A 19,916-nucleotide genomic window follows, 5' to 3' on the forward strand; every position below is an offset into this window, starting at 1 on the left:
ACCAACACACCGGCCCCCCCCCCCCCCCCCCCCGGGGCCCCCCCCCGGGGGGGCCGCCCCCCCCCGGCGGGGGGGGGCCCCCCCCGGGGGGGCGCCCCCCCCCCCCGGGGGCGCCCCCCCCCCTCCTCACGTCTCTTCACGGCCTGGGCCGTCAGGCGCTCTTGTCCCGGCGCTCCCGCTTGATCATGTCGCGCGGGACGAGGGTCGGGATCGCGTGCTTGGAGACGACGTCCCCGGTCACCACCACGCGGGCGACGTCCTGGCGCGAGGGGACCTCGTACATCACGGACATCAGCACCTCCTCCATGATGGCCCGCAGACCGCGCGCGCCGGTGCCGCGCAGGATCGCCTGGTCGGCGATCGCCTCCAGCGCGTCCCGGGAGAACTCCAGCTCCACGCCGTCGAGTTCGAACAGCTTGCGGTACTGCTTCACCAGCGCGTTGCGCGGCTCGGTGAGGATCTGCAGCAGCGCCTCGCGGTCCAGGTTGTGCACGCTGGTGATCACCGGCAGACGGCCGATGAACTCGGGGATCATGCCGAACTTCACCAGGTCCTCGGGCATCACCTGGCGGAAGTGGTCGCTGGCGTCCGACTCCCGCTTGGAGCGGATGTTGGCGCCGAAGCCGATGCCCTTGGCACCCGCGCGGCCCTCGATGATCCGCTCCAGGCCGGCGAACGCGCCGCCGACGATGAACAGCACGTTGGTGGTGTCGATCTGGATGAACTCCTGGTGGGGGTGCTTGCGGCCCCCCTGCGGCGGCACCGAGGCGGTGGTGCCCTCCAGGATCTTCAGCAGCGCCTGCTGCACGCCCTCGCCGGAGACGTCCCGGGTGATCGACGGGTTCTCGCTCTTGCGGGCGACCTTGTCGATCTCATCGATGTAGATGATCCCGGTCTCGGCCTTCTTGACGTCGTAGTCGGCCGCCTGGATCAGCTTGAGCAGGATGTTCTCGACGTCCTCGCCGACGTAGCCGGCCTCCGTCAGCGCCGTGGCGTCCGCGATCGCGAACGGCACGTTCAGCATCCGGGCCAGGGTCTGCGCCAGCAGCGTCTTGCCGGAGCCCGTGGGGCCCAGCAGCAGGATGTTCGACTTGGCCAGCTCGATGGCGTCCTCGCGGCCGTTGCCCCCGCTGCGGCCCGCCTCGCCCGCCTGGACGCGCTTGTAGTGGTTGTAGACCGCCACCGACAGCGCCTTCTTGGCGAGGTCCTGGCCGACCACGTACTGGTCCAGGAACTCGTAGATCTCACGCGGCTTCGGAAGCTCCTCGAAGCGCACCTCGGAGGTCTCGGCGAGTTCCTCCTCGATGATCTCGTTGCACAGGTCGATGCACTCGTCGCAGATGTACACGCCTGGGCCGGCGATCAGCTTCTTCACCTGCTTCTGCGACTTGCCGCAGAACGAGCACTTGAGCAGGTCGCCACCGTCTCCGATGCGTGCCACGAGGTGCTTCCCCTTCGCCAGGGGCCCCGCAGGGGTTCCGGGGCCTGGTGCTGTGGACCGTCGACGCCCGACGGCGATCGGTCTCGCTATCCGAAGGTACTCTGCCGAGCCCGGGATTCCGGCCTCTTCGCCGGGTCTGCCCTACGCCCTCGGCGAATTGATACCGAACAGATGCCGTCGGCGGAGTCCGTCCGAACCGCGGCGGGGCCGCGCACACCGGGGTGCGCGACCCGCCGCGGCGAGTACTGGCCTCAGGAGGTCAGCGAGGTCTTGCGGGTGGAGATGATCTGGTCGATCAGGCCGTACTCCACGGCCTCCTCGGCGGTGAGGATCTTGTCGCGCTCGATGTCGTCGCGCACCTGCTCCACCGACTTGCTGGAGTGCTTGGAGAGCATCTCCTCCAGCTGCTCGCGCATCCGGAAGATCTCCCGGGCCTGGATCTCCAGGTCCGACACCTGACCGCGACCGGTCTCGGTGTACGGCTGGTGGATCAGGATACGGGCGTTCGGCAGCGCCATCCGCTTGCCGGGGGTGCCGGCGGCGAGCAGCACGGCGGCGGCGGAGGCCGCCTGGCCCATGCAGACCGTGGTGATGTCCGGCTTGACGTACTGCATGGTGTCGTAGATGGCCGTCAGGGCCGTGAACGAACCGCCCGGCGAGTTGATGTACATCTGGATCTCGCGGTCCGGGTCCATCGACTCCAGGCACAGCAGCTGCGCCATGATGTCGTTCGCCGAGACGTCGTCGACCTGCGAGCCGAGGAAGATGATGCGCTCCTCGAAGAGCTTCGCGTACGGGTCGTACTCGCGGATGCCCTGCGTGGTGCGCTCGACGAAGCGCGGGACGATGTAACGGCCCTCGGCGCGCATGTCCTCGACGCGCGCCTTGGCGGCCGACAGGCTGGGGATGTTCATGGGGGTCCTTGTCCTCCGGGGCGTTGGGACGGTGGTGTCGTGGGCCGGGCCGAGGCTCAGGCGCCCGTGCCGCCGCCGCCGGGGACGTCCGCGGCGCTGTGCATGATGTCGTCGATCAGGCCGTAGGCCTTGGCCTCCTCCGGCGTGAACCAGCGGTCGCGGTCGGAGTCCTGGGTGATCTGCTCGAAGGTCTGGCCGCTGTGGTGCGCGATCAGCTCGGACATGCGCTTCTTGGTCCGGAGCAGCTGCTCGGCCTGGATGCGGATGTCGGTCGCGGAGCCGCCGAGGCCCGCGGAGGGCTGGTGCATCAGGATGTTGGCGTTCGGCAGCGAGAAGCGCTTGCCGGGGGTGCCCGCCGTCAGCAGGAACTGGCCCATCGAGGCGGCCATGCCCATCGCGATGGTCACGACGTCGTTCTTGATGTACTGCATGGTGTCGTAGATCGCCATGCCGGCCGAGATCGAGCCGCCCGGAGAGTTGATGTAGAGGAAGATGTCCTTGTCCGGGTCAGCGGCCAGCAGGAGCAGCTGGGCGGTGATCTTGTTGGCGATGTCGTCGTCGACCTGCTGGCCGAGGAAGATGATCCGCTCGCCCAGCAGCCGGTTGTAGACCTGGTCGCCAAGGCCGCCGAGCACGTCACCAGCGGCGGCGTGCGGCGCCATCGGGCCAGGCATCTGCATCTGCGGGAACGTCACTTAGCCACCTGCTCAGTCGATTTGGAGGGCCGCTCCGCGGCCCTCACGGTGTCGCGCAGCTTCCGGGTATCACGTCGTGATTGTTGCTGTCCAAGGACCCTAACGCGCAGGCAGGGCCGCAGAATCCCTCACGCAGAACTGTTCGCTGTGAGCGCAGGGTCCCCACCCCCGCGGGGCGGGACGACAGCGGGCCCGGACACCGTACGGCGTCCGGGCCCGCTGTGTGCCTCAGGGGCTACCGGGGCGCTCAGGCCTCGGTCTTCTCCTCGGCGGCGGCGTCCTCGACCGCGGGGGCCTCGGCGGCGGCCTCGGCGGTCTCGCCCGCCTCGTCCTCGTCGTCGAAGTTGATCTCGTTGCCCTCGGTGTCGACGACCTTGGCGGCCTCGACCACGGTGGCGAGCGCCTTGCCGCGGGCGACCTCGCCGACCAGCATCGGCACCTGGCCGCCCTGGACGACCTGCTGCGCGAACTGGTCCGGGGTGAGGCCCGAGCCGGCGGCGCGGCGGATGAGGTGCTCGGTGAGCTCCTCCTGGTTAACACCCAGCTCCTCGTCGGCGACGATCTGGTCCAGGACGAACTGGGTCTTGATGCCCTTCTTCGCCTGCTCCTCGATCTCCGCGTCCCACTCCTCGCGGGACTTGCCCTGGGTCTCCAGGTAGGTGTCGAGGTTCAGGCCCATCGGCTCCAGCTGGTGGTGCTCCAGGTTGTGCTTGCGGGTCTGGATCTCGTCCGCGAGCAGCTTCTCCGGGAACTCGATCTCGACCAGGGCGAGCAGCGCGTCGAGCACCTTCTCCTGGGCCTGGGTGGCCTGGTCGTACTCCTTCATGCGCTCCAGGCGCTTGCGGGAGTCGGCGCGCAGGTCCTCCAGCGTGTCGAACTCGCTGGCCAGCTGGGCGAACTCGTCGTCCAGCTCCGGCAGCTCCTTCTCCTGGACGGCCGTGACGGTGACGGTGACCTCGGAGGTCTTGCCCGCCTGGGTGCCGCCCTTGAGCTCGGTCTCGAAGGTCTTCGACTCGCCGGCCGACAGGCCGACGACGGCCTCGTCGATGCCGTCGATCAGACGGCCCGAGCCGATCTCGTAGCTCACGCCGGTGGCGGTGCCGTCGTCCGGCACCTCGCCGTCGACCTTGGCCTCGAGGTCGACGACCACGACGTCGCCCTCGGCGGCGGCGCGCTCGACGTCCTTGACGGACGAGAAGCGCTCGCGCAGCTGCTCGAGCGACTTGTCGATGTCCTCGTCGGCGACGACGATCGGGTCGACGGTCACCTCGATGCCGGAGAACTCCGGCAGGGTGACCTCCGGACGGACGTCGACCTCGGCGGTGAACTTGAGGTCACCACCGTCGGCGAGCTTCTCGACACCCTCGATGTTGGTGATGTCGGGCTGTCCGAGGACCTCGATCTTGCCCTCGTCGACGGCCTGCGTGTAGAAGCGCGGCAGGGCGTCGTTGACGGCCTCCTCCAGCACGGCGCCACGGCCGAAACGCTGGTCGATGACACGGTTCGGGATCTTGCCCTTGCGGAAACCCGGGACCGAGACCTGCTGGTTGATCTTCTTGTACGCCGCGTCGAGGCTGGGCTTGAGCTCCTCGAAGGGCACCTCGACGGTGAGTCGAACCCGGGTCGGGTTCAGAGTCTCGACGGCGCTCTTCACGGTAAAGGTCTCCTATGGGCTTGCGGTCAGGTTGTCTACGCCCGCCCCTCGCCGCCCGGCCGGAGCCGGTACGGATGGGTCGGACGAGACGGGCGATGGGCGGTTGGAGCTGCATCTCCCGTGGGGGTGGACGGTGAGCTTGACTCCTCGCCCTCGTGCGGTTGACCTGGGTGGACGCCACAGGGACTACCGCCAGCGCCCCATCCTACCGGTACCACGAAAGGCGGACGCCAGGCGCCACCGTACCGCCGTTCACAGGCGCGTACACAGAACAGGGCCCCGCCCCTTCCGGACGAGACCCTGCCGCACTGTCGGGGTGGCCGGATTCGAACCGACGGCCTTCCGCTCCCAAAGCGGACGCGCTACCAAACTGCGCCACACCCCGTGGTGCCGAGAGGAAGCGTACACGCCGTGCTGGAAAGGCTCGTGGACTTGTCCGGGGCGGTCGGCGGAGACCACCGAGCGAAAAGCGGTGTGCGCGAGAGCGGTGGGACCGGGTACGCTGTCCCACGACCTTCCGGGCGCTGGTGCCCGGCGGATCGCGCGGGCGTAGCTCAATGGTAGAGCCCTAGTCTTCCAAACTAGTCACGCGAGTTCGATTCTCGTCGCCCGCTCCGTTCGACGGCCCCGGTGCTTCTGGCACCGGGGCCGTTCGCGTTTCCCGCCCCGCTCAGAGGCCCAGCCAGGCGGCCCGGGCGGCCGTGCGCTCCAGCAGCTGGTGGACGTCGGCCTGCCGGGTGGCGGGGTGGTCGTTGTAGGCGTCCGGGGAGTCCGCCCGGCGGCCGGTGGCGTGCAGGACCTCCATCAGCTGCGCCCGGCCGGTGCGCACCACGGCCGGGGTGCCGTAGCCGTGGGCGAGGACGGCGGCCTGGGCGCCCAGGAGGCAGACCCGGCCGCGCTCGTCCCACATGGCGCCCTGCAGCCAGCCGTGGACCAGGAGGTAGCGGGAGGCGAGCCGCAGGTGGTCGGCGGCGGTGACGGGCACCGGGCGGGGCGGGCGGCGCAGGGCGCGGTCGAGCAGGGTGGCGCGGGGCTGCGGGTGGCCGGCCCACCAGGGCTGCGGGGTGCTGCCGTAGGGGCAGACGTACGGCGCCGGGGCGCGGGCGGGGGCGGGCAGCGAGGCCAGGTACGCCTCGATCTCGGCGACCAGGCCGGTGCCGTCCGGGTGGACGAGGAGTACGGGGGGCGTCGGGGCGGTGCGGGGCATGTCGGGTTCTCCGGGGCGGCCGTCGTGCGGGGTCCGCTCCCCAAACTGGGGCACAGTGGACATTTCCGCGACCGGAGGGCGGTGGCGCCCGCGCGCTTTCCCGGCGGGGCGTCCGGCCGATAGCCTCGGCGACGTTCGAGTGCGGTTCGAACGGGCCTGGACCCGCCGCGCTCCCTAGGTGGAGGAGTCCCGGTGCGTCCGGAGGAGCGACTGGCCGTCATACAGCGCTGCGTGGTGCGGGAGATGGCACGCCTGGGCCAGGAGTTCGCGGTGGACGGCGAGGTGGTGCGCGGCCCGGGCACCACGGCGGTGGCGGTGCGCGAGCACCCGGGCGACGACGGCGCCGGGCACGTCGACCTCGGCTTCGTGCTGCACCTGGGACGGGCGGACGCGCCGGTGGTCTGGGACTGCGCGGCCGGCCTTGGCAAGACCGAGGAGGAGAAGCTCGCGAACGCCGTGAGGATGTGGGCGACCACCACCGCCTCGGTGCTGGTCGAGCTCGCGGACGGGCGCGGGGTGCACGCGGACCACCCGGACGTCCCCGAACTCCCGGGCTGGCACGCGGTGCAGGGGCCGGCGGCGGTGTTCGGGTTCGGCAACGAGCACCTGGCGGCCTGGCTCGCCGAGAACCGGGTGCTGCCGGCACTGGCGCCCGCGCTGCGCACGGAGGTCTCCGGGCCCGGGCCGGTGGGGGTCAAGCTCTTCCTGGGCGGGAAGGCGGGCGACGACGTGGCCGAGGTCCGGGTGGGCGGAGAGGTCTCGGAGGCGGCGTCGGCGGCGCTGCGCGCGCTGGACTGGCCGCGCGGTGAACGGCTGTGCTGGGCGCGGCTGTTCGTGCTGCTGACGGCCGAGCAGGCACGGGCTCAGCCGGTCGCGGCGCCGGCGGCCGTACGGTCGGCGGCGGTCGTGACGGCCCCGGCGGTACGCCCCCGGGGCCTGTTCGCGCGCTGGCGGGATGCCAGACGGGCCGGCCGGTAGTCCCCCGTCCCCCTGGGGTCCGGGCGGCCCGACCGGGTCAGCCGCCGGTGATGTTGGAGATACTGTGCGACAGGTTCTGCAGCAGTGACGTGATCGAGCCCGCGACCGTGGTCTCGTGCAGCATGAAGCCGAACAGGGCGGCGACGATGCCGTGCGCGATCTTCATCTGCTTGTTGCGGATGAAGATGATGCACAGGATCGCGAACAGGACCAGCGCGGAGACGGAGAGTGCCACCCGGACTCACTTCCTCGATTTCATAGCGTGGTGCCACCGCCCGGCGACACCTGCGAATGCCGGACCCCGGCCTGTCCGACGGTCCCGAGGCGGAATCGCGGACCGTCCGGCGCACCGCCGGTGCGGAAGGCCACGGTCGACCGTCTGCTGCCCTGTCGCACGTGTCACCCCCCATCCCCCGAATCCTGAACAGTCCCGCCCGGACTCAGTGTGGTCGACCGTGCCGATTGCGTAAAGGTCTGACAGTCAGCCCAACGCCGACATCCTGCGATGCGAGACGAGTTTCCGCCGACCGGGACGATAGCCGAGCCGTTCTGACGAATCGTCGGCGGGGCCGGGCTGAGCGGCCCCGGAGCGGCCGGAGGCGGGGAACGGAAGCCGCTGGTCCGGTCCGCCGACGGGCCGTCCGATTTGGCCGAAGATCAGCTACGGGGCTTGACAGTTACTCGCCCGCTCGCCTCCGGGGCGCTCTTGACCCGGTGCCGACGGTCGGCGCTCCCTCGCTCCTCCGTCGCTCCCTCGCTTCTCCCTTTCGACACCGGCGCGCCCCTTCGGCTCGGGGCGGGTTCAGTCGCGCCACAGCAGGAGGACGGCGCGGTCGTCGTTGATGTCCCGGGCGACCGTCTCGATCAGCGCGGCGGCGGCGCCCGCGCCGGAGCCCCGGCCGCCGCCGGGGACGAGCCGGTCGGCCTCCCCCATCAGCCGGTCCATGCCCTCGGTGAGGTCCCGGCCGGGGGCCTCGACCATGCCGTCCGTGCAGAGCAGCAGGACGTCGCCGCGGCCCAGCCGGCCGCGCACGCCCTCGAACTTGGCGCCGTCGTAGATGCCCAGCAGCGGGCCCTCGGCCTCCTTGACCTCCCAGCGCCCCTCGCCGGCCAGGCGCTGCATGCCCGGCAGGTGGCCGGCCGAGAGCAGCTCGTACTCGCCGGTGTCGAGGTCCAGCACCAGGTGGACGGCGGTGGCGAAGCCCTCCTCCCAGGACTGGCGCAGCAGGTAGCCGTTGGCGGCGGGCAGGAAGTCGTGGGCGGGCAGCGAGCCGACCAGGCCGCCGAAGGCGCCGGAGAGCAGCAGCGCCCGCGAGCCCGCGTCCATGCCCTTGCCGGAGACGTCCGCGAGGACGACCTCCAGCAGCCGCCGGCCGGGGCCGGTGCGGGCGGCGACGACGAAGTCCCCGGAGAAGGACTGGCCGCCGGCCGGGCGCAGCGCCATGTCCGCGTGCCAGCCGTCGGGCAGGTCGGGCACCCGGCTCTGCACCCGCAGCCGTTCGCGCAGGTCGAAGAGCATGGTGGAGCCACCCCACCAGGGCACGCCGACGCGGGCGCGGAACTGGGCCAGCAGCAGGCCGCCGACCCCGGCGGCGCCGACCACCAGGGCCGCGCCGGGGGTGACCCCGTAGACGTACGCCTCGGGGTTCTCGCTGGCCACGCGCTGGCCGGTGTGGAACACGGACTCGGCGGAGAGGCCGAGCGCGGCCAGCGCGTACAGGACCACCAGGCTGCCGGGGCGCAGCAGCAGGGCGCCGGCCAGGATGGGCAGGACGAGGGCCGTGGGCGGCGCCCAGTCCGGGAGCCAGACGTTGAGCAGGATCAGCAGGGGGACGAGCAGGGCGAGCGCGCACAGGACGGGCCAGTCGGCGGCTCCGCCGCGGAAGTAGTCGACCCCGGCCGTGCGCAGCCTTCGGCGGGCCCGGCGCAGCGTCCGGCGCAACCGGGCCGTCACGGACTCGGCGGCGCCGGGCCTCGTCGCAGTCGTCTGGGGCGGTGCGCCCGGCGGTCTGCCAGCCATGGGGTCCGACCCTATCCACGGTCCGGCTCCGCGTCGACGGGCCGGGGGCGGGCGCCGGCGGGCGGGCGCGGGGAGCTCAGCGGGTTTCGGCCGTTCGGCGCGGTGGCGGGCGCCCCGTCAGGAAGCGTGCGCCGGTTGGGCGTACGGGGCTCGCGGGGCGCGTGCGCGCCCGGCGTGCGGGGGTGTGCGCGCGCCGGGCTCTGTGGCCGATGCCACAGGGACGGCGACGGCCGGCCGCACGGGGTGCGGCCGGCCGGGGTCGGTCGGGGGTCCGGGAGGGATCAGCCCTGCGGGTGGTGGGCCGGGATCGGCGGGAGCTCGCCGGTGGTCTCGTACTCGCTCAGCATCTCGATCCGGCGGGTGTGCCGGGCCTCGCCGCTGTAGGGGGTGTTGAGGAAGACCTCGACGAACTTCGTGGCCTCCTCGACGGTGTGCATCCGGCCGCCGACGGAGATCACGTTGGCGTTGTTGTGCTGGCGGCCGAGCTCGGCGGTCTGCGTGCTCCAGGCCAGCGCCGCGCGGACGCCCTTGACCTTGTTGGCGGCGATCGCCTCGCCGTTGCCGGAGCCGCCGATCACGACGCCCAGCGCCTCCGGGTCAGCGGCGGTGCGCTCGGCGGCGCGCAGGCAGAACGGCGGGTAGTCGTCCTCGGCGTCGTAGATGTGCGGCCCGCAGTCGACCGGCTCGTGGCCGGCCTCCTTGAGCCACTCCACGAGGTGGTTCTTCAGTTCGTATCCGGCATGGTCGGAGCCCAGGTAGACGCGCATGGCACGAGTGTGGCACGCGCGTCCGCCGGGCCCGGCCAAGGCCCTCTCGTTGGCGCCCAGGGGCTCGTCAGCGCCGGCCGAGCAGCTTCCAGGCGAGCGGGAGGGCGCCGGCGGCGAAGGCGGCCTTGAGGGCGTCGCCGACCAGGTAGGGGTAGAGGCCGAGCTCGGCGGCGCGGGCCAGGGAGACGTGCAGCGACAGGGCCAGGTAGGGGACGCCGACCGCGTAGATCGCCAGGCTGCCGAGGACCATCGTGACGGCCGTGTTCACCGGGGTGCGGTCGGCGCCCCGGCGGGCCAGCGCGCCGGTGAGGGCGGCGGCGAGGACGAAGCCGAGCACGTAGCCGAAGGAGGGCATGGCCCAGCCCGAGGTGCCCTCGGCGAACCAGGGCAGGCCCGCCATGCCGGCCAGCAGGTAGAGGGCCAGCGAGGCGACGCCGCGCCGGGCGCCGAGCGCGGTGCCGACCAGCAGGGCCGCGAAGGTCTGGCCGGTGACCGGCACCGGCGAGCCGGGCACGTTCACCGACAGCTGGGCGGCGAGGCCGGTCAGCGCGGCGCCGCCGGCCACCAGGGCCAGGTCGCGGGCCTGGGCGCCGAGGCGGGTGGTGGCGGCGGGCAGCAGGTCGGCGAGGACGGCGCGGTGCGGCGTCGGGGTGGCGGCTGTGGCCATCGGACTTCCTCCGGGACGGTCTGGGTGAACACCTGTGAACCTACGCGGTGATCCACCGGCCCACCGGCACGGATTCGGACAAACACGCGAGCCCGGCTGTTGTCGAGTCCGGCCCGAGGTGACGATCGGCGCCCGAATTGCCACCTTCCGTCACTGTTCGGTCCGCATGACGGACCCGGATGCGAGATTCTTGGCATGAACAGGGATGCCACCGGATATTGGACAGCTCATGTCGCATTCCGCACAGTCTGGACGTTCCACGCCTATGGCCCCCACCACCGCACCCCCGGCTCCCGGGACCACCGACGCCGACGCGGCCCAGGGCGCCCCGCAGCTGGGCCACGGGCTCAAGCAGCGCCACCTGTCGATGATCGCCCTGGGAGGAGTGATCGGCGCCGGCCTGTTCGTCGGCTCCGGCGCGGGCATCGCGGCCGCCGGCCCCGCCATCATCCTGGCCTTCGCCCTCTCCGGCCTGCTGGTCATGCTGATCATGCGGATGCTCGGCGAGATGTCCGCCGCCCGGCCCGCCTCCGGCTCCTTCTCGGTGCACGCCGAGAAGGAGATCGGCCCCTGGGCCGGGATCACCGCCGGCTGGATGTACTGGGTGATGCTCTGCTGCGGTGTCGCCGCCGAGGCCACCGCCGCCGGGAAGATCGTCAACGGCTGGATACCCGGGGTCTCCTCCTGGGTGTGGGTCGCCCTGTTCATGGTCTTCTTCTGCGTCAGCAACCTCACCGCCGTGAAGAACTTCGGCGAGTTCGAGTTCTGGTTCGCCACGATCAAGGTCACCGCGATCATCGCCTTCCTCGTCCTCGGCGCCCTCGGCATCGCCGGGGTCATCGGCCCCGGCTCCCCCGGCACCGCCAACCTCACCGGCCACGGCGGCTTCCTGCCGGGCGGCGTCAGCGGACTGATCGTCGGCCTGCTCGCCTCCGTCTTCGCCTACGGCGGCCTCGAGACCGTCACCATCGCCGCCGCCGAGTCCGACGACCCCAGGCGCAACGTCGCCAACGCCGTGCGCACCGCCGTGTGGCGCATCGCGATCTTCTACATCGGCTCGATGGCCCTGGTCGTCACCCTCGTCTCCTGGAAGGACCCGGCCGTCGCCGCCGACGGGCCGTACGTCACCGTGCTGCGCCACCTCGGGGTGGCCGGGGCCGGGACGATCATGCAGGCCGTGGTGCTCATCGCCCTGCTGTCCGCGATGAACGCCAACATCTACGGCGCCTCGCGCATGGCGTACTCGCTCGTCGGCCGCGGCCAGGGCCCCCGGGCGCTCGCCAAGGCCTCCGGCGGGGTGCCGCGCCGGGCCGTGCTGGCCTCCTGCCTGTTCGGCTTCCTCGCCGTCCTGGCCGCCAAGTTCTGGCCGGACACCGTCTTCACCTGGCTGATGAACACCACCGGCGTCGCCATCCTCGTCGTCTGGCTGTTCATCTGCCTCGTCCAGCTGAAGATGCGCCGCCGCCTGGAGCGCGAGAGCCCCGAGCTGCTCACCGTCCGGATGTGGGGATTCCCGTACCTCACCTGGATCGCCACGGCCGCCGTCGTCGGCATCCTCGCGCTGATGACCACCACCGAGGGCAACCGGCAGCAGCTGTACGCGGCCGCCGTGCTCGTCGCCCTGCTGAGCGGCGCCGGCGTCCTCAAGCAGCGCCGCGACCGGGCCGCTGCAGCCGCCGCCGCACGCTGACCCCGCCTCGCTCAAGGGCCCCCGGAACCCCGTTCCGGGGGCCCTTCCCGTCCGGCACCGCCGTGAAAGGATGCCCCTGCGCGCACGGAGCACACCACTGACACCGCGCGCGGGACCGCACCACCCACCCCCGCACCACCGTGCGAGCCGGACAAAGGAGTACCGCCGTGCCGGGCAAGAACCTGAGCCGTGAGGAAGCCCAGCAGCGGGCCGCCGTCCTGGCCGTGGACGGCTACGAGGTCCGCCTCGACGTCACCTCCGCCCCCGATCCGGCGGCCGCGACCTTCCGCTCCACCACCACCGTCGCCTTCCGCTGCTCCGAGCCCGGCGCGAGCACCTTCCTCGACCTGCTCGCCACCGCCGTCCGCTCCGTCACCCTCAACGGCCGCGCCCTCGACGCCGCCGCCTACGACGGCGCCCGGGTGCACGTGGACGGCCTCGCCGCCGAGAACGTCCTCACCGTCGAGGCCGACTGCGCCTACAGCCGCACCGGCGAGGGCCTGCACCGCTTCGTCGACCCCGTCGACGGCGAGACGTACCTCTACACCCACTACGAGCCGGCCGACGCCCGCCGGGTGTTCGCGAACTTCGAACAGCCCGACCTCAAGGCCCCGTTCACCTTCACCGTGACCGCCCCGGCCGACTGGAACGTGTGGTCCAACGCCGAGCACGTGAGCGTCCTGCCCGAAGAGGGCTCCCGCACCTGGGAGTTCGCGCCCACCAAGCGGATCTCCACCTACCTCACCGCCGTCGTCGCCGGCCCGTACCACCTCGTCCAGGACGAGTACAGCCGCGAGCTGCCCGACGGCACCGTGCTGGAGATCCCGCTCTCCGCGATGTGCCGCAAGTCCCTCGCCCCGTACTTCGACGCCGACGAGATCCTCGGCGTCACCAAGCTCGGACTCGACTTCTTCCACGAGGAGTTCGGCTACCCGTACCCGTTCGGCAAGTACGACCAGGCGTTCGTCCCCGAGTACAACATCGGCGCCATGGAGAACCCCGGCTGCGTCACCTTCAAGGAGGACTTCGTCTTCCGCTCCAAGGTCACCGACGCCGCCTACGAGAACCGCGCCAACGTCATCCTCCACGAGATGGCGCACATGTGGTTCGGCGACCTCGTCACCCCCCGCTGGTGGGACGACCTGTGGCTCAAGGAGTCCTTCGCCGACTTCATGGGCTCCTACGGCCTGATCGGCGCCCGCACCCGCTACTCCTCCGCCTGGGTCACCTTCGCCAACCAGCGCAAGGCCTGGGCCTACCGGCAGGACCAGCTCCCCACCACGCACCCGATCACGGCCGACATCCGCGACCTCGAGGACGCCAAGCTCAACTTCGACGGCATCACCTACGCCAAGGGCGCCGCCGTCCTCAAGCAGCTCGTCGCGTACGTCGGTTCGCAGGCCTTCTTCGAGGGCTCCCGCCGCTACTTCCAGCGCCACGCCTTCGGCAACACCGAACTCGCCGACCTGCTCGGCGCGCTGGAGGAGACCAGCGGACGCGACCTCAAGTCCTGGGCCGCCGCCTGGCTGCAGACCTCCGGCGTCAACGCGCTCACCCCGCAGGTCACCACCGACGCCGGGGGCCGGATCACCGAGCTCGCCGTCCTCCAGGACGGCGACATCCTGCGCCCGCACCGCATCGCCATCGGCCTCTACGACCGGGACGAGGACGGCGCCCTGGTGCGCACCGGCCGCCTGGAGGTCGACGTCACCGGCGCCCGCACCGTCGTCCCCGAGGCCGCCGGCCGGGCCCGCCCCGCGCTCGTGCTGCTCAACGACGAGGACCTGACCTACTGCAAGATCCGCTTCGACGAGGAGTCCCTGGAGGCGCTGCGCACCGGCCTCGGCGACATCGGCGACGACCTCGCCCGCGCACTGGCCTGGTCCGCCGTCTGGAACCTCACCCGCGACGCCCTGATGCCCGCCCGCGACTACGTCGCCCTGGTGCTGCGCTTCGCCGGCCAGGAGGGCAACATCGGCGTGCTGCAGTCCCTGCACACCCAGGCCAAGACCGCCGTCGACCTGTACGCCGACCCCGAGTGGCGCGGCGAGGGCGCCCGGCTGCTCGCCGACGGCGCCCTGCGCGAGCTGCGCGCCGCCGTCCCCGGCAGCGACCACCAGCTGGCCTGGGCCCGCTTCCTCGCCCAGACCGCCGGCGGCGCCGAGCACCTCGGCCTGGTGCGCGGCCTGCTCACCGGCAGCGCCCGCATCGACGGCCTGGACGTCGACCAGGAGCTGCGCTGGGCCCTGTGGCTGGCCCTGGCCGCCGCCGGGCAGGCCGGGGACGAGGAGCTGGCCGCCGAGCTCGCCGCCGACAACACCGCCGGCGGCAAGCGCCAGTACACCCTGTGCCTGGCCGCCCGGCCGACCCCGGAGGCCAAGGCCGCCGCCTGGTCGGCCGTGGTGGACTCGGACGAGCTGCCCAACGCCCTGGTCGAGGCCAACATCGCGGGCTTCGCGCTGCCCTCCCACCGGGACCTCACCGCGCTGTACGCGGCGCCGTACTTCAAGCTGCTGGAGCGGATCTGGTCCGAGCGGACCATCGAGATCGCGATGCGCTTCGTCGGCGGGTTCTTCCCCCTCGCCCAGGCCGACGCGCCGACCCTCGCCGAGGCCGACGCCTGGCTGGACGCGCACCCGCAGGCGGCCCCGGCGCTGCGCCGCCTGGTGCTGGAGCGCCGGGACGACCTGGCCCGGGCGCTGCGGGCGCAGGACTGCGACCGGGGCTGACGACCTCCCGCCCGCACCGAGGGGCCCCGCCGTACGCGTCGTACGGAGGGGCCCCTCTCATGTTCCGCGTTCCGCGCGTGCGGTCAGTCGCGGCGCAGGCCGCGGTCGATGGCGGCGATCGCGCTGCCGCGCGCGTCGTCGCCGTCCAGCGACCAGACCATCACGCCGCCGAGGTCGTTCCAGCGCACGTAGCGGGCCTTCTGGGTGAGGACGTCGGCGGTGTCGTAGCTGTAGAAGGTGGTGCCGTCGTACTTCCAGGACGCGCCGTGGTCGCGGTCGTAGTAGACCTTGCCGGGCAGGGCGTTGACCTCGCGGTAGGAGAGGTCGGGGGCGGCGGCGGTGGACTTCTGGTAGAGGCCGCCGCGGGTGCCGGGGGCGACGCCCGTCCAGCCGTGGCCGTAGAGCGGGGCGCCGAGGACGAGCTGCTCGCCGGGCAGGCCGCGCTCCTGGTAGTGCTCGGCGGCCTTGTCGGCGGAGCGCTGGCGCGGCTCCGGGTCGGTCGGGTCGGAGTACAGGTTGGCCTGGTGGTTGGCCGGACCCTTGGCCTCCCAGGGGCCGTGCAGGTCGTAGGTCATGAGGTTGAGCCAGTCCACGGACTCGCTCAGCTGCGGCAGTTCGAGCCGGTCGGCGACGGTCTCGTTGGCGGCGACGGCGGCGGTGAGCAGATAGTGCTTCCCGCGCTTGCCCTGCGCGTCGCCGTCGCCCTGGTTGTCCTCGTCGCCGGCCTTGTGGTGGCCGCCGCCGCCCAGCGCGTCGAGCTGGCGGCGGAACTCCCGCATCAGGAGGGTGAAGTTGCGGCCGTCCTCGGGGCGCACCACGTTGCCCCCGTCACCGCCGCCGCCCGGGTACTCCCAGTCGATGTCGATGCCGTCGAAGACGCCCGCGGCGGCGCCGGCACCGCCCTCCGGGGAGCCGGGCAGGACGGGCACGTTGCCCTTGATGTACAGGTCGATGCAGGAGGAGACGAACTTCTGCCGGGAGGCCTCGGTGGCGGCCGCGTCGGAGAAGTACTTGGACCAGCTCCAGCCGCCGAGCGAGATGACGGTGCGCAGCTGCGGGTTCTTCGCCTTGAGCTTGCGCAGCTGGTTGAAGTGGCCCTTGAGCTTCTGGCCGGGCTTGTCGGCGACGCCGTCCACGGAGTCGGCGGCGGAGAAGGGGCGCTGGTAGTCGTCGAGGGCGTCGCCCTGGCCGGACTCGTTGCTCTCGAAGCAGGTGCCGTCCGCGGAGACGTTGCCGAAGGCGTAGTTGATGACGGTCAGCCGGGAGGCCTGACCGGACTCCTGGACGCGCTTGGCGGAGCTGTCGGCGCCCCACTGGGTGAAGTAGCCGACCCGCTGGCCCTTCAGCTTGGGGCCGTGTCCGTGGCCGCCGTCCGCCGCGTTCGCGGTGGCGGGGGCCGCGATGACCGCGGCGACGGTTACGGCGGCGAGCAGGGCTGAGGCGCGATTGGGCATACCGGACCCGTTCTCTGAGGCGTCGTCAACTTCATGGTCTGATCAATGGTCTGGACCAGATTGCACAGAGGTTTAGTCCATCCGCCGTTCATCGCACAAGGGGGCGGGTGCGGTCGGCGCAGTATGCAAAAGGGGGCCGGACCCGCGAAAGCGCGGGTCCGGCCCCCTTTTCAGGAGTTGCTGAACTCAGCCGGTGCTCAGCCGCTGTGCCCGATCAGCCGATGAGCGAGCGCAGCACGTACTGCAGGATGCCGCCGTTGCGGTAGTAGTCCGCCTCACCGGGGGTGTCGATGCGCACGACCGCGTCGAACTCCTTGTCACCAGCCTTGACCTTGACGGTCTTCGGGGTGCGGCCCTCGTTGAGCTCGGTCACGCCGGTGAAGGAGAAGGTCTCCTCGCCGGTCAGGCCCAGGGACTCGGCGTTCTCGCCCTCGGGGAACTGCAGCGGCAGGACGCCCATGCCGATCAGGTTCGAGCGGTGGATGCGCTCGTACGACTCGGCGATGACGGCCTTGACGCCCAGGAGCGCGGTGCCCTTGGCGGCCCAGTCGCGGGACGAGCCGGAGCCGTACTCCTTGCCGGCCAGGACGACCAGCGGGACGCCGGCGGCCTGGTAGTTCTGCGAGGCGTCGTAGATGAACGACACCGGCGCGTCGGCCTGGGTGAAGTCGCGGGTGTAGCCGCCCTCGGTGCCCGGCGCGATCTGGTTGCGCAGGCGGATGTTGGCGAAGGTGCCGCGGATCATGACCTCGTGGTTGCCACGGCGCGAGCCGTAGCTGTTGAAGTCGCGCTTCTCCACGCCGTTGGCGGTCAGGTACTGCGCCGCCGGGGTGCCGGGCTTGATGTTGCCGGCCGGGGAGATGTGGTCGGTGGTGACCGAGTCGCCCAGCTTGGCCAGGACGCGGGCGCCGGCGATGTCGCTCACCGGGCTCGGGGTCTTGGCCATGCCCTCGAAGTACGGGGGCTTGCGGACGTAGGTGGACTCGGCGTCCCACTCGAAGGTGTTGCCGGTCGGGACCGGGAGCGACTGCCAGCGGTAGTCGCCGGCGAAGACGTCCTGGTAGCCCTTGTCGAACATGGCCTCGTCGATGGAGGCGGCGACGGTGTCGGCGACCTCCTGCTCGGACGGCCAGATGTCGGCGAGGAAGACGTCGTTGCCGTCGGCGTCCTTGCCCAGGGCGTCCCGGGTGATGTCGACGTTCATGTTGCCGGCGAGGGCGTAGGCGACCACCAGCGGCGGGGAGGCCAGGTAGTTCATCTTGACGTCGGGGTTGATCCGGCCCTCGAAGTTGCGGTTGCCGGAGAGCACCGAGACGACGGCCAGGTCGGCCTCGTTGACGGCGGCCGAGACCTCCTCGGGCAGCGGGCCCGAGTTGCCGATGCAGGTGACGCAGCCGTAGCCGACCAGGTTGAAGCCCAGCTTCTCCATGTACGGGAGCAGGCCGGCCTTCTCGTAGTAGTCCATGACGACCTTGGAGCCGGGCGCCAGGGTGGTCTTGACCCAGGGCTTGACCGTCAGGCCCTTCTCCACGGCCTTCTTCGCCAGCAGGGCGGCGCCCAGCATGACGGAGGGGTTGGAGGTGTTGGTGCAGGAGGTGATCGAGGCGATCACGACCGCGCCGTTGTCGATCTCGTAGGTCGAGCCGTCGGGGGCGGTGACGGCGGTCGGCTTCGAGGCCTCGGCGGAGTAGGTCGGCAGCGCCTCGGCGAAGCGGCTCGCGGCCTCGGCCAGGATCACGCGGTCCTGCGGGCGCTTCGGGCCGGAGATCGACGGGACGACGGTGGAGACGTCCAGCTCCAGGTACTCCGAGTACACCGGCTCGTGGGCCGGGTTGTGCCAGAGGCCCTGCTCCTTGGCGTAGGCCTCGACCAGGGCGAGCTGCTGCGCGTCGCGGCCGGTGAGCTTCAGGTAGTTGATGGTCTCGGCGTCGATCGGGAAGATCGCACAGGTCGAGCCGAACTCCGGCGACATGTTGCCGATGGTGGCGCGGTTGGCCAGCGGGATGGCGCCGATGCCGTCGCCGTAGAACTCGACGAACTTGCCGACCACACCGTGCTTGCGCAGCATCTCGGTGATGGTGAGCACCAGGTCGGTGGCGGTGGTGCCGGCCGGCAGCTCGCCGGTCAGCTTGAAGCCGACGACGCGCGGGATCAGCATGGAGACCGGCTGGCCGAGCATGGCCGCCTCGGCCTCGATGCCGCCGACGCCCCAGCCCAGCACGCCCAGGCCGTTGACCATGGTGGTGTGCGAGTCGGTGCCGACGCAGGTGTCCGGGTAGGCCTGGCCGCCGCGGACCATGACGGTGCGGGCCAGGTGCTCGATGTTCACCTGGTGGACGATGCCGGTGCCCGGGGGGACGACCTTGAACTCGTCGAAGGCGGTCTGGCCCCAGCGCAGGAACTGGTAGCGCTCCTTGTTGCGGCCGTACTCGATCTCGACGTTCTGGGTGAACGCGTCCTTGGTGCCGAACTTGTCGGCGATGACCGAGTGGTCGATGACCAGCTCGGCCGGGGCCAGCGGGTTGATCTTGGCCGGGTCGCCGCCCAGCTCCTTGACGGCCTCGCGCATGGTGGCGAGGTCCACCACGCAGGGCACGCCGGTGAAGTCCTGCATGATCACGCGCGCGGGCGTGAACTGGATCTCCTGGCTCGGCTGGGCGTTCTCGTCCCAGTTGCCGAGGGCGCGGATGTGGTCGGCGGTGATGTTCGCGCCGTCCTCCGTGCGGAGGAGGTTCTCCAGCAGCACCTTGAGGCTGTAGGGCAGCCGCTCGGAACCCTCGACGGCGGAGAGCTTGAAGATCTCGTACGACTCGTCGCCCACCTGCAGCGAGCTGCGGGCGTCGAAGCTGTTCGCGGACACGACTGACTCCTTCATGGGTGCTTCGTGCTTCGTGCGGCGTCCGGCCGTCACGCGATGGTAAGGTCAGCCTTACTTAGGCTTGCCTCACCCGCATCGCCGGTGAGCGCCTCTCGGCAAGTATCTTGATGTCGAGATATATGCTACGGGCCAGTTATCTCGATGTCGAGATAAACCATAGTGCATACCGCCTCCTCCACCATCGCAGCCCCTCCCCCGTAACGCAGTTCCCGGGCTCGCGCGTCCAGTCGGGCACAGGGGCGACGGACGCCCCCGCACAGGGGGCGAGGGGGAAGCGTGATCGGGACGACGCGACGGGCCGAGGAGGCCGCGGAGTTCGAGGAATTCGCGCACAACCGGGGGCAGCGGCTCTTCCGCACCGCCCTGCTGCTCTGCGGCGACTGGCACCTGGCCGAGGACCTCACCCAGACCACCCTCGCCAAGCTCTACGCCTCCTGGCCCAAGGTCCACCGGGCCGAGAACCAGGACGCCTACGCCCGCGGCACCCTCGTGCGGACCTACCTCTCCCACCGCCGGCTGCGCCGCACCGGCGAACGCCCCTCCATCGGCGACCTCCCCGAGGGCGTCACCCCCGGCGACGACCCCGCCCTGCGGATCACCCTGCTCGCCGCGCTCGCCGAACTGCCGCCGCGCGACCGGGCGGTGCTCGTCCTGCGCTACTGGGAGGACCGCAGCGTCGCCGAGACCGCCGTCGAACTCGGCCTCAGCGAGGGCGCGGTGCGCGCCCAGGCGCTGCGCGCCCTCAACCGGCTGCGCGCCGTCCTCGGGCCGGACGCCGAGAAGCTCGTCCTCTCCTGACCACCTCGTGCTCCGACCACCTCG

The 19,916-nt window shown here is 71.5% G+C and carries 15 protein-coding genes and 2 tRNA genes; 5 read left to right on the plus strand and 12 right to left on the minus strand.

Annotation, left to right across the window (positions count from 1 at the left end):
* Positions 1–151 precede the first annotated feature (151 nt).
* From clpX to ACIRRS_RS35210, 5 genes are all read right to left on the minus strand, one after another.
* Entirely contained in the window at positions 152–1,441 is a 1,290-nt protein-coding gene (gene clpX, locus ACIRRS_RS35190; RefSeq protein WP_030058268.1) for an ATP-dependent Clp protease ATP-binding subunit ClpX, read from the minus strand.
* A gap of 251 nt (positions 1,442–1,692) precedes the next feature.
* Positions 1,693–2,355 (minus strand): ATP-dependent Clp protease proteolytic subunit, encoded by a 663-nt coding sequence (locus ACIRRS_RS35195; RefSeq protein WP_402980044.1) that lies wholly within the window; start codon positions 2,353–2,355, stop codon positions 1,693–1,695.
* A gap of 56 nt (positions 2,356–2,411) precedes the next feature.
* Complete coding sequence (locus ACIRRS_RS35200; protein WP_045696927.1) at positions 2,412–3,029, minus strand: ATP-dependent Clp protease proteolytic subunit; 618 nt, start codon at positions 3,027–3,029, stop codon at positions 2,412–2,414.
* A gap of 268 nt (positions 3,030–3,297) precedes the next feature.
* The gene (gene tig, locus ACIRRS_RS35205) at positions 3,298–4,704 is read right to left on the minus strand and encodes a trigger factor (protein ID WP_402980047.1); all 1,407 of its coding nucleotides are present in this window, start codon (positions 4,702–4,704) and stop codon (positions 3,298–3,300) included.
* A 311-nt stretch (positions 4,705–5,015) separates the two neighbouring features.
* Positions 5,016–5,089: transfer RNA gene (locus ACIRRS_RS35210), tRNA-Pro, on the minus strand.
* Positions 5,090–5,247: 158 nt separating this feature from the next.
* Between ACIRRS_RS35210 and ACIRRS_RS35215 the strand changes: the two genes are divergently transcribed.
* Positions 5,248–5,318, plus strand: a tRNA-Gly gene (locus ACIRRS_RS35215).
* 56 nt (positions 5,319–5,374) lie between these two features.
* Here ACIRRS_RS35215 and ACIRRS_RS35220 read toward each other — a convergent pair.
* Positions 5,375–5,911, minus strand: coding sequence for a hypothetical protein (locus ACIRRS_RS35220; RefSeq protein WP_402980050.1), 537 nt, complete (start codon positions 5,909–5,911; stop codon positions 5,375–5,377).
* A gap of 192 nt (positions 5,912–6,103) precedes the next feature.
* On the opposite strand from ACIRRS_RS35220, the gene ACIRRS_RS35225 reads away from it, so the two are divergent.
* Entirely contained in the window at positions 6,104–6,889 is a 786-nt protein-coding gene (locus ACIRRS_RS35225; RefSeq protein ID WP_402980053.1) for a DUF6348 family protein, read from the plus strand.
* A gap of 37 nt (positions 6,890–6,926) precedes the next feature.
* Here ACIRRS_RS35225 and ACIRRS_RS35230 read toward each other — a convergent pair whose 3' ends face one another.
* The 4 genes from ACIRRS_RS35230 to ACIRRS_RS35245 form a co-directional block, all read right to left on the minus strand.
* A complete protein-coding gene (locus ACIRRS_RS35230) occupies positions 6,927–7,124 on the minus strand; it encodes a hypothetical protein (protein WP_031075624.1) in 198 nt (65 codons plus the stop codon).
* Positions 7,125–7,691: 567 nt separating this feature from the next.
* On the minus strand, positions 7,692–8,909 hold the full coding sequence (locus tag ACIRRS_RS35235) for a PP2C family protein-serine/threonine phosphatase (RefSeq protein WP_402980056.1): 1,218 nt from the start codon (positions 8,907–8,909) through the stop codon (positions 7,692–7,694).
* A 281-nt stretch (positions 8,910–9,190) separates the two neighbouring features.
* The gene (locus ACIRRS_RS35240; protein ID WP_402980059.1) at positions 9,191–9,676 is read right to left on the minus strand and encodes a ribose-5-phosphate isomerase; all 486 of its coding nucleotides are present in this window, start codon (positions 9,674–9,676) and stop codon (positions 9,191–9,193) included.
* 67 nt (positions 9,677–9,743) lie between these two features.
* Positions 9,744–10,343 carry a biotin transporter BioY gene (locus ACIRRS_RS35245; protein WP_402980061.1) on the minus strand — a complete coding sequence of 200 codons (600 nt, stop codon included), beginning with the start codon at positions 10,341–10,343 and terminating at the stop codon, positions 9,744–9,746.
* Positions 10,344–10,608: 265 nt separating this feature from the next.
* Between ACIRRS_RS35245 and ACIRRS_RS35250 the strand changes: the two genes are divergently transcribed.
* On the plus strand, positions 10,609–12,033 hold the full coding sequence (locus ACIRRS_RS35250) for an amino acid permease (protein WP_402980064.1): 1,425 nt from the start codon (positions 10,609–10,611) through the stop codon (positions 12,031–12,033).
* A 167-nt stretch (positions 12,034–12,200) separates the two neighbouring features.
* The gene (gene pepN / locus ACIRRS_RS35255; RefSeq protein WP_402980066.1) at positions 12,201–14,762 is read left to right on the plus strand and encodes an aminopeptidase N; all 2,562 of its coding nucleotides are present in this window, start codon (positions 12,201–12,203) and stop codon (positions 14,760–14,762) included.
* 83 nt (positions 14,763–14,845) lie between these two features.
* On the opposite strand, the gene ACIRRS_RS35260 is transcribed toward pepN, so the two are convergent.
* Complete coding sequence (locus ACIRRS_RS35260) at positions 14,846–16,216, minus strand: glycoside hydrolase family 18 protein (protein ID WP_402980069.1); 1,371 nt, start codon at positions 16,214–16,216, stop codon at positions 14,846–14,848.
* Between the two features lie 214 nt (positions 16,217–16,430).
* On the minus strand, positions 16,431–19,091 hold the full coding sequence (acnA, locus tag ACIRRS_RS35265) for an aconitate hydratase AcnA (RefSeq protein ID WP_402980072.1): 2,661 nt from the start codon (positions 19,089–19,091) through the stop codon (positions 16,431–16,433).
* A 279-nt stretch (positions 19,092–19,370) separates the two neighbouring features.
* On the opposite strand from acnA, the gene ACIRRS_RS35270 reads away from it, so the two are divergent.
* On the plus strand, positions 19,371–19,892 hold the full coding sequence (locus tag ACIRRS_RS35270; RefSeq protein ID WP_402980075.1) for a SigE family RNA polymerase sigma factor: 522 nt from the start codon (positions 19,371–19,373) through the stop codon (positions 19,890–19,892).
* Positions 19,893–19,916: the final 24 nt, after the last annotated feature.

The sequence above is a fragment of the Kitasatospora sp. NPDC101183 genome, assembly GCF_044767945.1.
Classification (GTDB): Bacteria; Actinomycetota; Actinomycetes; order Streptomycetales; family Streptomycetaceae; genus Kitasatospora.